The organism is Paenibacillus tengchongensis (assembly GCF_008973665.1).
Taxonomy (GTDB): Bacteria; Bacillota; Bacilli; order Paenibacillales; family Paenibacillaceae; genus Paenibacillus_AQ; species Paenibacillus_AQ tengchongensis.
This window is the reverse complement of the sequence record NZ_WACP01000012.1, coordinates 51,272-63,769: the sequence shown is the minus strand read 5'-3', so window position 1 is coordinate 63,769 and position 12,498 is coordinate 51,272. Positions and strand designations below refer to the sequence as shown.

The window sequence follows — 12,498 nt, the reverse complement described above, 5'->3', positions numbered from 1 at the left end:
GGGCTTAGGCAAGGCGCAGTATTACATAAAAGATCAGGCACGACAAGCCGATGGTCAGGCTCATTTTTGCCCGCTGGATATGGTAGGCCGGGTCTTCAGGTACAAGATGCGTGATGAGGTAGGGACGTATTTTGGCCATGAAGCCGGGGAAGGCCAGGTTGAGCACTCCGTTTATGATACCGCAGATCCCTATAATCAGGAGGACACCCATTGCTGCATCACCGCCAGTCTATAAGAGAGTAATTAGATAATAGATTTTAAACCCGAAGACAGGGATATAAACGGGAGTAACAAGCGGAACTTGGCTTTTTCTGGCGAGGTTCCGCTTTTTTTTGCGTGGGATTAGAAGGTTGGACTTTGGTTCGCTTATGAGCAGGGGGATGAATTCTTGCCATGATTTCTGGTTATTAGATATTATCAGGAAAATACTGGAGGGGTGAGACATGTCGATCAAAGCGCAAGCACGGTTTGTGGGTCTGTTCACAGGGCTGGGGATTCCGGCGGTCGTGTGGCTGCTGTTTGATGAGAAGACGTTGAAGTGGAAGATTCTATATACGCTGTACGGGCTGCTGGTTGGGGTTACCTCCTATTATATGGTGATGAATTCGCAGAAAAGAAGAAGAGGTGAGGGCAGATGATAATTTTACGAGTGCTGGCGGGATTATTCTTTGTGGCCATGGGGCTATACTTTGCGCGAATGAAGACGGTGACGCTGGAGACGAGAACGTTAAGCTCTGTGAAGCGGTCTGAGCATGATCGCGGGCTGCCGCTGGTAATGACGAGAATAGCCGGCGGCCTTATGATCATCATTGGCCTGCTTATTTGGGGGTTCGGATTTCCTGGTATGTTAACCGAGTGGTGACACGAGAAATATAGAAGTGGAGGTGTGGGTGGTGAGCATTTTTAGCAGGATGTTTATCTATTATTTGATTGTGTTCGTAGTTTGGTCTGTCCTGTCGATGATTACCGGTAAGGATCTTTCCCTCCCATTGTACATTTTCATCCCGCTTGTATTGCTGGTCTGGGGACTGGCTTATTACCAGACGAAGCGAGAGCAGAGTAAGGTGAACACCGGGGAGCGTTAACGTACCGTCAAATTCCATCCGTAAAAATCTACAATTGCCATGAGGTGTGATCTGTGCCGTATCGGAGCATGGTTTAAGTTTATACCATTAGGATGTTCCTTATCATATCATGCCTGGACAGCAGTTCCACAAACGGATGGGAGACGCTACCCAATGTCGCATTCGCACGGGTCAAAAGATAGCAAAGCCTATCTGATCATGAATGGTTTGATTGTGCTCATGATTTTGATATTTGTGGGTCATCTGTTGCTCACCATAAATCATTCCGCCTCGACGGCAATATCTTATGATCATGAATTCTCGAATATCACGTATTCGAATAAGGATACCACGATGCTCTTTACGATCTATTCGGATGATGGTCTGGAAGCGAAAATAGCCCTCTATGCGCTGCTGTTTGTGATTACGCTATTGCTGCTGCTGGTCAGTTTGGCAATCCGGCGTTCGCTGAGCACCTTGTTGCTTTTTCTTATGTATGCGCTGAATGGAACTCTGTTCGTTTATCCTTTCTTTGATCTTAAGGAAACTCAGGAGGCGATGTTCCTGACCAGTACACATTTTGTGCTGCTGACCGGGCATGTGAATGATTACAGCTTGTATCTTCTGATTCCTTACTATGCGCTGATGATCGGGTCAACTCTGTATTTTGTGAGGGACCATCTTTCATTGCAGAAGATCAGGGCTTTATCAAGAGGGTAGAGCTGGACGAACTAAAACCGGCAACCTTCGCGTTCCTGGCCCGATTGGGTTAGAGCGTTCGAAGGTACCGGTTTATTTGGACTTCGGTCATATCAAGTTCTTTGTTTAAAAAGCGTTAACCGCCTACTCCCCCGTCTCCACCACCCACACTTCCGGCAGATTGCGGTATTGCTCCGCATAATCGAGGCCATAGCCGACGACGAACTCGTCGGGGATCTCGATGCCGCAGTAGTCGATGGGAATATCGGCGATCCGGCGGGACGGCTTGCTGAGGATGGTGCAGATGCGGACGCTGGCCGCTTCACGGAGGGCGAACAGCTGCTGCAGATGCTGCAGGGTGAGTCCGGTATCGATCAGGTCCTCGACCAGCAGGACGTGCTTGCCGCGGATGTCGGTATCAATGTCTTGCTTGATGGTGATGACGCCTGAAGTAGTAGCGCTGCTGCCGTAGCTCGAAACGGACATAAAGTCGATAGCCACGGGAAAAGAGATCTCACGCATCAGGTCGGCCATAAACACGGCGGCGCCTTTGAGAATACCGACAAGCACCAGCTCCTGGCCGGCGTAATCGCGGGAAATGGCTGCGCCCAGTTTCTTAACGGCTTCTTGCAGTTCTTCCCGGGTGACAAGGGTGTTGCGTAATGCGTACATGTGAACTCTCCTTGCTTATGATGATCTGTCCTTCTCCTTCAGTATAACATCATGCGCGCCGCCTTCGTAAATCGTGGTCGATGAGACGAGGGTGATCTTTGCGTTCTCCTGCAGCGAGGGGATGCTCAGGGCGCCGCAGTTGCACATGGTGGATTTGATTTTGCTGATGCTGAGGTCGAGATTGTCTTTCAGCCGGCCGGCATAGGGAATGAAGGAATCGACGCCCTCCTCGAATTCGAGCTTACTCTCCTTGTCGGCGTTGCCGAAGTCATAGCGCTGCCAGTTGCGGGCCCGGCTGGAGCCCTCGCCCCAGTACTCCTTGACGAAGTTGCCGTTCACGAGCAGCTTGCGGCCGGGGCTCTCGTCGAAGCGGGCGAAATAGCGGCCCAGCATCACAAAGTCGGCGCCCATCGCCAGCGCCAGCACAATGTGGTAGTCGTGCACAATGCCGCCGTCGGAGCAGATCGGTACATAGATGCCGGTCTTCTCATAATACTCCTGGCGCGCAGCGGCTACCTCGATGACGGCGGAGGCCTGGCCGCGGCCGATGCCTTTTTGCTCGCGGGTGATGCAGATGGAGCCGCCGCCGATACCGACCTTAATGAAATCCGCCCCGGCTTCGACAAGATACAGGAAGCCTTCTTTGTCCACGACGTTGCCGGCCCCTACCTTAACGGTCTCGCCGAACGTCGCTTTAATATACTGGATGGTCTCGGCCTGCCATTCGGAATAGCCGTCAGAAGAGTCGATGCACAGTACATCCGCCCCTGCTTCGATCAGCGCCGGGACGCGCTCCCTGTAATCGCGGGAATTGATGCCGGCTCCGACGATCAGCTGCTTGTTGCTGTCATGCAGCTCCAGCGGATACTGCTGATGGTTGTCGTAATCCTTGCGGAAGACAAGGTAGACCAGATGGCCGTCGGCGTTGACGATCGGCAAGCAATTCAGCTTGTGATCCCAGATCAGGTCATTGGCTTCAGTGAGCGTGATGCCTTCCTGGGCATAGATCAGCGAGGAGAGGGGCGTCATGAATTCAGTAATCGGGCATTCCGGCGGCAGACGGTTCTCGCGGTAATCGCGGCTGGTGACAATGCCCATCAGCTTGCCGGTCGGCTCACCGTTGTCGGTGATGGCGATGGTGGAGTGGCCGCTGCGTTTTTTTAGCTGGAGTACATCCTGGAGCGTGTCTTCCGGACGAAGGTTGGAATCGCTGATGACAAAGCCGGCCTTGAATTTCTTGACTCGCTTCACCATTTCGACCTGCTGCTCCACAGATTGGGAGCCGTAGATAAAAGAGATGCCGCCGTTCTTGGCCAGGGCAATCGCCAGGTTATGATCGGAGACGGCCTGCATCACTGCGGAGGTGAACGGAATGTTCATACTGAGCGCCGGGGTCTCGCCGCGCCGGAATTTGGTCACCGGAGTACGCAGATCGACGTTGCCGGGCACGCATTCCTTGGTGGTGAGATTGGGGACGAGCAGGAATTCACTGAATGTTCTGGAAGGTTGGTCGTAGTAATAAGCCATAGTGGCGGTCACATCCTTAAATAGAAGTCGGGAAGCAGGCAGGGGATTGATGAAGGTTGTTATACGCGGGACAGGAAACGCACCGGAACTTGCAGGTCCGCCTCCAGCTTCTTGTAATGCTCACCCTTGGCCAAGATGGCCTGAACGCCAACCAGTTCCACGCCCATAACGGCAAACTGGCGGGCAATGCAGCGGATTGTGGCTCCGGAGCTGATCACATCGTCAAGGAGCAGCACACGGTCGCCCGGCTTGAAGCCGTCAAAATAAATGTAGTTCTCGTTATAGGCCGTTTCGCGCTTAACGCATACTTCATAGTTGTCATAAAGCTCGGTGCTGAGCCGCAAAATATTCATCGGCTTCCCCAGCTTGTAAGCGGCCAGCATCCCCCAGGTGTGCCCGCCGGGTTCGGGCGAAACGATGTAATCGAAGGCCGGGAAATGCTCTGTGACGTCCTCCGCCAGATTATCCGTAATTTCCCTGATCAGTCCGGGCTCGATATACGTGCCGCGTTCCCCGAAGGGATACAGCTTGAAATCATAGACGGTATCCTGGTCTTTGTGGATACGCACGCTTTTGGCGCTGCTGATGGACTGGCTTAATTTCTCTACATTGGTGCTCATGCTCCTCACTCCTTATGCAAAATGCATTAATGTTAAATATAAAAAACCCCGGGCGCAAGAGGCACGGTCAAGCTACATACGCTGCCTTGGAGGGACATGCCGGAGCACGGCTTCTCCAGGGAGAACGCTGAGTCTTGTGTGCCTCTTGTAGCCTGGGGCAATTTACGGTTGCCTGTAGAAACGCCCATTCCAGATTAATGGGCTTATACAAGAGGGATTTGGTTGGCTAATAATATGACACATAGTTCACATAAAGAGGGGGCATTATGTTTTACGGAAAGATTATGTCATGAAATATGACTTTATATCGGTTTTATATATGCTAACACTGGTGATTTTGTGTGTCAATCCTTTAATTGATGTTAAGTTTTCTTTTGTATGTAGAAATCATTGGAGTATAACAGTGCGAATGTTAGAACTGTTTCTTGCTTAATGAGCTAAACTTATCGCTCTTATTTCAATGAAGTTCCAGTCAAGCCTACTGGGAATAATCTGCTCAGTGGTACTAATGATATGTTGTCAGCATGCGGATCAAAATCATTAAGTCCTCATACCGGGATTGTGAATTTGTTCATAAATATACTAATTGAAGTTGAATACTTAAGTCTCACACTTGAAAAAAAATAACAAGTCATCGATTAGCCCAGATGGGATATCAGTGAAATATGTCAATTTTGTCAGTTAGATTGAAAAATGGGGATAGGGACTATTGGTGCTCTAATGCAGTGGGTAGATAACGTCTGACCTTGCAGACAGAGGATTACGTTCGGTTGCTTGGTAGCGATGGACAGGCAATAGAAAATTTAAGACGTGTCTAAAAAGTCATCACTGAGTCATTTCAAAAGGGGCAGTTGTGTATATAAATAATAGAAAGAATTGGATTAAATGCAACAATGAGTTTGTAAAGATAAAAAATAGTTTATTTAATTAAATTAAGTGCTCAAACATGTGTGAAAAACTATCAATTTTCATGGATTTTGAATAGATGGAGTAGGATTCCTGTCGGACATGTCAAATACTTAGGTTGTCTTGCCACCAGGACTAACGCTGATGCATTGTTTTACTTCGTAGCCCCCGCAAATGCTCAAGGTATAAAAATCAGGTTCAACGTGTAGCGCTTGACGAATGGATGTGAGTAGTTCCTCATCTCTTTATTTATAGAAACGACTTTTGACCCTTTTCCAAGAACCGTAATTATATAGTGCTCACTTCCTCTTGCCGAATACGTATTCTTTCGCAGATCTGTTCTAATACAACCTTATACTACGGAATAGTGTGGAATTAACGACATCAATGGTGGCCAGAAGAAGCAATGAGTTTATCCTTTTATGCTCCGACAGGAAGGGGAAAAAAGCAGAGGAACGGTAGAAGAGACACAGTTCTATAAAAATTGTAAAGGAGCGGTCTAGTTAATAGGCGTAATGAAAAAGGGATCAATCACTGTCGGTTATTTAATATTCAACTTACCAGCTCGTTTGTGGTCGAACAAAATAAGCTTTGAGGATAGTAACAAATGCGGGGAAGTATAGATGGATCACTGCTTTCCTGATTGTCATTGGACATTGCGTTTCTCGCTGACTAATAGTAAAGGCTATGGAATAAAAAAGCAAATCATGCTACTATACCTTTATTATTGTTAAATTTGAAAGGGTGCTGGAGGTTCAAGATTAAGTAATGATCACTTGCTATTATTATCATTTCCTTAGATGATATCCATCCATAAGGAAACACAACTAATAGGTGTTGCGTTTGCTCTGTTGTAATTGTTGTGTTTTGGAAACAGAGAGAGACTTGTGTTTAAATATAAGTTTTACCAGGATGCGGTAGAATTGATTTCGTCGAGTCAGCAGCCATCATAATTTATTATTACACTAAAGAACCGCATACTCCTCTAGCATTCATGTAAATACCCGATCCCTAAAACAAATGACGAAGCAAATATACTCTTGGTTCCATACTCCCATCCTTTGTAAACATCGTAGCCCGGTCTATGACAAGCGTCGTGTCTGAAGGAACGATGGATGAAAGGTACGGGCCTAGTTCCCGACATTGGCTATAATGAGTAACATGGCATCGAAAAGAAATTTCCGGCGAGGAGATGATGTGGGATATGAGCGAGTGCATTTAACGAGTGTAAGCTATATTTTAATTCGGGCTTTGTCACAGGCTAGGATCTTGTATGTATACTATTAGGTTCTTGTATTTCCACTACTATGGGTAAGTTGAGTTTCTAACGTATCACACATATTTTTTTGTAAATGATTTCTTCCAAAAATTTAGAATAAATTACTGAATGTATTTTCGATTTGATTTAATGTTTAGTTTACCTAGTTCGCTTTTGATCTTTACTTTAACATTGCGACTTCGATGTCATGGGATCATATTACTATTGTTTAGTACGAACCTATTGCTTTGCGCAGTGTAAATCAAAAATGGTCAAAGCAACGTCGTCTAACCTGAATAAATTATATGATATTGAATGGAGAGTTAGTGTGGAAAGAATCAAGTGGATTGATGTAGCTAAAGGTATAGGGATCGTGTTAATTGTCCTAAGTCATAATAATTTACCCACGGGATTTCGTGAGTTTCTTTTTTCATTTCATGTTCCATTATTTTTTTTCTTATCAGGTTTAACTTCACATAAGCATATTACTGGTTTTAAGGAATTTTTCTTGAAAAAAATTAAATCTTTATTAGTGCCATACTTTACCATTGCGTTTATAACTTTCATTTTCTGGCTGTTTATAAGAAGGTTTGATCTAGATATCCTAAATGTTGATCCTGTAAAACCATTTATTGGAATTTTTTACGGAAATGGTTTTGATCCCTGGATGATTTTTAATGCACCTTTATGGTTTTTACCATGTTTGTTTACAGTTGAGATCATATTTTCTTGTGTACTATTACTTTCAAGAAAAAATGCATATATAAGTATGTATTTAGTGCTGTTTTGTTTACTGGGTTTCTTGGATCAACTTTATATGCCTTTCCGTTTACCGTGGGGGTTTGACGCTGCTTTGGTAGCAGTAGTATTTTATGGGGCCGGATTTCTTTTGAAAGATATACTTGCTATGCTTAATTTAAGAACTCAATTACTTGTCTTTGTCTCTTGCGTGCTAGTTAGTTATATCACTAATATAAACATGGGAATGAATGATATCAATTGGATGATTTACTCTAATTACTTTCTATTCGTACTATCCGCTTTTGCAGGGATAGGAGGTTGTATAATAATTTCGCAGTGGATTAAATCGTTTGGAATACTAGAGTTTATTGGGAGATTTTCGTTAATCATTTTCGGATTTCAAGTATTGGCTTTAAAGTTTACTAAAGGTGTATTTGTATACGGATTTCAAATCAATTTTGAGAGTACAAAAAACTCAATATTATGGTGTCTTGCATACACTTTTATAGCTCTGGCTTTTATTTTATGTATAATAAACCTTTACAAATCATTAAGGTTTGTTATACGTAAAAAAATGATGCATTCAGAAACTATATAGTATAAAACTATAGTACTGGGTATAAAAGGACTATCTGTGCACTATAAGGGTCGCTGACAGTTTAAGAAGCTATTGCTCCTAATTTAGGTGCTTCTGATGAGCGAGTCTTTTTTTGTACACAGTATAGATAAAAAGACGCGGAGGAATGGATAGTGCTGATGTATCAAATATCAAGGAATTGCTGCTGGCGGACAAGTGTACTCTGGCCAAATTGTTACGGGAAACTCTCTTTCAGACCAAATTTGTAATTCGGTAAACTAGTTTAATATTATACTATTCATCGCATGATAATAAATATGTTGTAGAGGATCGGAAATGAAATTTGTATTTGCATTAGTATGGGGCGCGTTGTTATTTGTTTTTACTTGTGCCGCTGATTCAAGCTTTTGGTCAGTTCCAGAAATCCCTTATTTTCAATGGACACCTTATCCAGACTTTCGTAAAATGACAGTTATCGATGTGATGGCAACCTCTCAATTTATCATTCGTAAGATCGGTCATTGTTTTGGATTTACAACTTTCACTATGCTGATTTATTGGAACATTAAGAGTTTGAAAAATAGTTTTATTCTTGCTGTTAGTTACGCCGCTTTAACCGAGTTTATGCAATTGTATTTTGGACGTGATGGAAGAATTTACGATATTCTCATCGACAGTGCCGGAGTTGTAATAGGTGTATTGTTATCGCTTAGTATTAGAAAGCTAAAAAGCTAAAAGCTATACCACCATACTACATAACATAATTGGGATCGAAGATGGAACAACCCAGCAAATCTCTGAATATGGATTCTGGTTCACCAAGAGTAAAGGGATTATAAATGGTGTAATAATTAGTCTGGGTTTTATTTAAAATAGTTAGAATTATGAAAGGATTGAAAAAGAGCTCACGAGAATATCTTGTGCGCTCTTTTTCATTCTTATCGTTTTTGATTTCGGACGCCCAAAAAAGAAAGTTCAATTCCAATCTACCTCAGTCCGGCTGGGGGCGTCGTATTGAAATATGGTTAAGATTACCCGCAAACCAGCCCGCCTACACCTCAATAATAATCGGCAAAATCATCGGCCGGCGCTTGGTGCGGTCGTAGAGGAATTTGCCCAGCACGTCCTTGATCGTCTGCTTGATGATGCTCCATTGGCCGAGGTCGGCCTCGCTCATCTGCGTTAGCGTCTGCGTGACGAGCTGGTTGATCTCGCTGACCAGGGTGTCGGAATTGCGTACGAACACGAAGCCTCTGGAGATGGTGTCCGGCTCGTTCAGCAGCCGGCCGTCAGTTTGGCTGAGCGTGACGACGGTGATCAGGATGCCGTCGGCCGACAGCTGGCGGCGGTCGCGCAGCACGACGTTGCCGATGTCACCGATGCCGAGGCCGTCCACCAGGATCTGCCCGGCGGGAACCCGCCCCGCCTGGCGGACTTTGCCGCTGGCGGATTCAACAACATCTCCATTCTTGAGAATGAAGATGTTGTCCGGGTTCACCCCGACCGCCTCGGCCAGCAGGCTGTGGTGATGCAGCATCCGGTACTCCCCGTGGATCGGGATGAAGTATTCGGGCTTCATCAGGGTCAGCATCAGCTTCAGCTCCTCCTGGCTGCCGTGCCCGGAGACATGCAGCTCGCTGCGCGAGCCGTAGATGACTCTGGCGCCGAGCAGATAGAGGTTGTCGACGACACGCGAGACGTTACGCTCGTTGCCGGGAATCGGGTTGGCGGCGATGAGCACGGTGTCGCCGGCGCCGACCTCCATCTGCCGGTTGCTGGAGGTGGAGAGCCGGGAGAGTGCGGCCATCGGCTCGCCCTGGCTGCCGGTGCAGAGCACGGCGACCTTCTCCGGCGGCAGCTTGGCCGCTTCCTGTGGCTCGATCAGCATCCCTTCGGGGATGCGCAGATAGCCGAGCTCCTGGGCGACGCCGACCACGTTCACCATGCTGCGGCCAAGCAGCGCCAGCTTGCGGCCGGTGTGACCGGCGGCATCGACGATCTGCTGCAGCCGGTGTACATTGGAGGCGAAGGTGGAGACGAAGATCCGCCGGTCCGCTTTTTGAAAAGCTTCCTCCATATGCTCGCCGACCAGCCGCTCGGAGGGGGTGAAGCCGGGGCGCTCGGCATTGGTGCTCTCGGAGAGCAGAAATCTCACGCCCTTTTTGCCAATCTCGGCCATCTTATGAATATCCGGGTATTGGCGGTTGACCGGGGTCATATCGAATTTGAAGTCGCCCGTATGCACGACCGTTCCCTCCGGAGTATCGAACACCACGCCCAAGCAATCCGGAATACTATGATTAGTGTTAAAAAAAGAAACGTTAATCCCGCCGAAGGCAAGCTCCGAATCGCCGTGAATGGCATGCAGGCTCGTCTGCCGCAGCAGCCCGTGCTCCTTCAGCTTCGTTTCAATCAGACCGAGCGTCAGCCGGGAAGCGTAGATCGGCAGGTTGAGCTGTTTGAGCAGATAGGGGATGCCGCCGATATGGTCCTCATGCCCGTGGGTCACGATCAGCGCCCGCACCTTGTCCAGGTTGTTCTGCAGATAGGCCACGTCGGGAATGATCAGATCGATGCCGAGCAGGCTTTCGTCGGGGAATTTGGAGCCGCAATCAATGACAACAATATCATCGGCATACTGCACAAAATACATGTTCTTGCCGATTTCGTATACGCCGCCCAAAGCGGCAATCCACAGCCGGCTCTCAGGCTTGTTCATGTCGATTCCTCCCTTGTTCAATTCCTTATATTATGGATAGGAAGGGGGAATCTTATCCCGGAGCCGCTTGCGGAAGCCGCAGCAGCCGGACGGCGAATTCATAAATATTTTAAAAATTACCTAAGATAAACCGTAGCACTTTTGTCCGTTATTATTTATAATAATTCTTATCTAGATGTCAAAAAGAGTTCAAAGGTTTCGTAAGAAGCTCCATTTTCATGTGATATACTTAACACAGTAAATGGGGAATTTATGTTTAGGATATATTTTTAATAGTAGAAATATCTGCAGCAACGATTAGAGATTAGGATGGTGAACTAGCGATGCATATCGTCGTCGTTGGCCTGAATTACCGTACGGCTCCCGTGGAAGTGAGAGAGCAGTTTGCTTTTGCGGAACAGGATCTGCCCGCTGCGCTCCACCAACTAATGAAGACCAAGAGCGTGCTTGAAGGGGTCCTCGTCGCCACCTGCAACCGGACGGAAATTTACGTGGTCGTGGACCGGCTGCATATGTGCGGATACTTTATCCGCAGCTTTATGGAGCAGTGGTTTCATGTAAAAAGTGATCAATTCACACAACATATGTATATATATGAGGATGAACAGGCGATTGCCCACCTCTTCCGCGTAACCTGCGGCCTGGATTCCATGGTGATCGGGGAGACGCAGATTTTGGGGCAGGTGCGCAATGCGTTCCTGACCGCCCAGGAGGAGGGCGTGACTGGAACCTGGTTCAACCGGCTGTTCAAGCAGGCGGTAACGCTCGGCAAACGCGCGCATAGTGAGACCTCGATCGGCGAAAGTGCGGTTTCGGTCAGCTATGCGGCGGTGGAGCTGGGCAAGCGGATCTTCGGGGCGTTTACCGGCAAAAAAGTGCTGATCCTCGGCGCCGGCAAAATGAGCGAGCTTACCGTCAAGCATCTGTACACGAGCGGTGCGGCGGAGGTCATCGTCGCCAACCGTACGCTGTCGCGGGCGGCGGAGCTGGCCGAGAAGTTCTCGGGTACGCCGAGTACGCTGGAGGATGCGCTGAAGCACCTCGAAGAGGTGGATATCGTCATCAGCTCGGCCGGGTCGAACGGCTACCTGCTGACGGCGGAGCAGGTAACGGCCAGCATGAAGCGCCGGCCTTCGCGCCCACTCTTCATGATCGACATTGCCGTGCCGCGCAATATCGACCCGGCGGCAGCCCAGGTACAGGGCGTGTTCTTGTACGACATCGACGACCTGGAAGGGATCGTGGAGAGCAATCTGGAGATGCGCCGCAGCGAAGCGGCCAAGATCGAAGTGATGATCGATGCCGAAATGGACGAATTCCAGCTGTGGCTGAAGACGCTCGGCGTACGGCCGGTGATCCGCGCCCTGCAGGATAAATCGAACGGAATCTATGAGGACACGCTCGACAGCCTGTTCAAGAAGCTGCCTGAGCTTGATGAGCACCAGCGCAAGGTGATCAGCCGCCTAATGAAGAGTGTGGTGAACCAGATGCTCCATGATCCGATCAATGTGATCAAGGAGCTGTCCGGCGGCAAGCACGGCAATGAGGCACTGGATTATTTTACGCAAATCTTTGCGCTCCAGGAGCGGGTGGATTCCGGGCCGGAAGGCGGAAGCCCTTCCCCTGTGCAGCCTGCCGTCCAGGAACGTTCTGCCGTCAGTGAGTTCACCGTGCCCAAGACGGTGTTTGCTCCTGCAGGCGTGCTCGGCGGGTGA

Annotated in this window: 12 protein-coding genes and 1 riboswitch; of the genes, 7 read left to right on the top strand and 5 right to left on the bottom strand. The window is 47.9% G+C overall.

What is annotated here, in order from left to right; genetic code table 11:
* Positions 1-4: 4 nt before the first annotated feature.
* Complete coding sequence (locus tag F1381_RS19555) at positions 5-211, bottom strand: hypothetical protein (protein WP_151736536.1); 207 nt, start codon at positions 209-211, stop codon at positions 5-7.
* Positions 212-443: 232 nt separating this feature from the next.
* Between F1381_RS19555 and F1381_RS19550 the strand changes: the two genes are divergently transcribed.
* The 4 genes from F1381_RS19550 (at position 444) to F1381_RS19535 (ending at position 1,784) form a co-directional block, all read left to right on the top strand.
* Positions 444-638: a hypothetical protein gene (locus tag F1381_RS19550; protein ID WP_151736535.1), complete on the top strand. Its 195-nt coding sequence runs from the start codon at positions 444-446 to the stop codon at positions 636-638.
* A complete protein-coding gene (locus F1381_RS19545) occupies positions 635-862 on the top strand; it encodes a hypothetical protein (RefSeq protein ID WP_151736534.1) in 228 nt (75 codons plus the stop codon). Before F1381_RS19550 ends, F1381_RS19545 begins: the two co-directional genes overlap by 4 nt.
* Positions 863-893: 31 nt before the next feature.
* Positions 894-1,085 (top strand): hypothetical protein, encoded by a 192-nt coding sequence (locus tag F1381_RS19540; protein ID WP_151736533.1) that lies wholly within the window; start codon positions 894-896, stop codon positions 1,083-1,085.
* Positions 1,086-1,319: 234 nt separating this feature from the next.
* Positions 1,320-1,784 (top strand): hypothetical protein, encoded by a 465-nt coding sequence (locus tag F1381_RS19535; RefSeq protein WP_187355462.1) that lies wholly within the window; start codon positions 1,320-1,322, stop codon positions 1,782-1,784.
* Between the two features lie 123 nt (positions 1,785-1,907).
* Here the strand turns inward: F1381_RS19535 and hpt are convergent, their stop codons facing one another.
* Genes hpt through F1381_RS19520 form a run of 3 tightly spaced genes read right to left on the bottom strand, consistent with a single transcriptional unit; the run spans position 1,908 to position 4,582 of the window.
* Positions 1,908-2,435, bottom strand: coding sequence for a hypoxanthine phosphoribosyltransferase (gene hpt / locus F1381_RS19530; RefSeq protein ID WP_151736531.1), 528 nt, complete (start codon positions 2,433-2,435; stop codon positions 1,908-1,910).
* A 15-nt stretch (positions 2,436-2,450) separates the two neighbouring features.
* Complete coding sequence (locus tag F1381_RS19525; protein ID WP_151736530.1) at positions 2,451-3,962, bottom strand: IMP dehydrogenase; 1,512 nt, start codon at positions 3,960-3,962, stop codon at positions 2,451-2,453.
* A gap of 59 nt (positions 3,963-4,021) precedes the next feature.
* Positions 4,022-4,582 carry a phosphoribosyltransferase gene (locus F1381_RS19520; protein ID WP_151736529.1) on the bottom strand — a complete coding sequence of 187 codons (561 nt, stop codon included), beginning with the start codon at positions 4,580-4,582 and terminating at the stop codon, positions 4,022-4,024.
* Between the two features lie 128 nt (positions 4,583-4,710).
* Positions 4,711-4,813: riboswitch (purine riboswitch) on the bottom strand.
* A gap of 2,261 nt (positions 4,814-7,074) precedes the next feature.
* On the opposite strand from F1381_RS19520, the gene F1381_RS19515 reads away from it, so the two are divergent.
* Both F1381_RS19515 and F1381_RS19510 read left to right on the top strand, forming a co-directional pair.
* Positions 7,075-8,085 carry an acyltransferase family protein gene (locus F1381_RS19515; RefSeq protein WP_187355461.1) on the top strand — a complete coding sequence of 337 codons (1,011 nt, stop codon included), beginning with the start codon at positions 7,075-7,077 and terminating at the stop codon, positions 8,083-8,085.
* Positions 8,086-8,400: 315 nt separating this feature from the next.
* Positions 8,401-8,799, top strand: coding sequence for a VanZ family protein (locus F1381_RS19510; protein ID WP_151736527.1), 399 nt, complete (start codon positions 8,401-8,403; stop codon positions 8,797-8,799).
* A gap of 316 nt (positions 8,800-9,115) precedes the next feature.
* Here the strand turns inward: F1381_RS19510 and F1381_RS19505 are convergent, their stop codons facing one another.
* Positions 9,116-10,783: a ribonuclease J gene (locus tag F1381_RS19505; protein ID WP_151736526.1), complete on the bottom strand. Its 1,668-nt coding sequence runs from the start codon at positions 10,781-10,783 to the stop codon at positions 9,116-9,118.
* 323 nt (positions 10,784-11,106) lie between these two features.
* Between F1381_RS19505 and hemA the strand changes: the two genes are divergently transcribed.
* Complete coding sequence (gene hemA, locus F1381_RS19500; RefSeq protein WP_151736525.1) at positions 11,107-12,498, top strand: glutamyl-tRNA reductase; 1,392 nt, start codon at positions 11,107-11,109, stop codon at positions 12,496-12,498.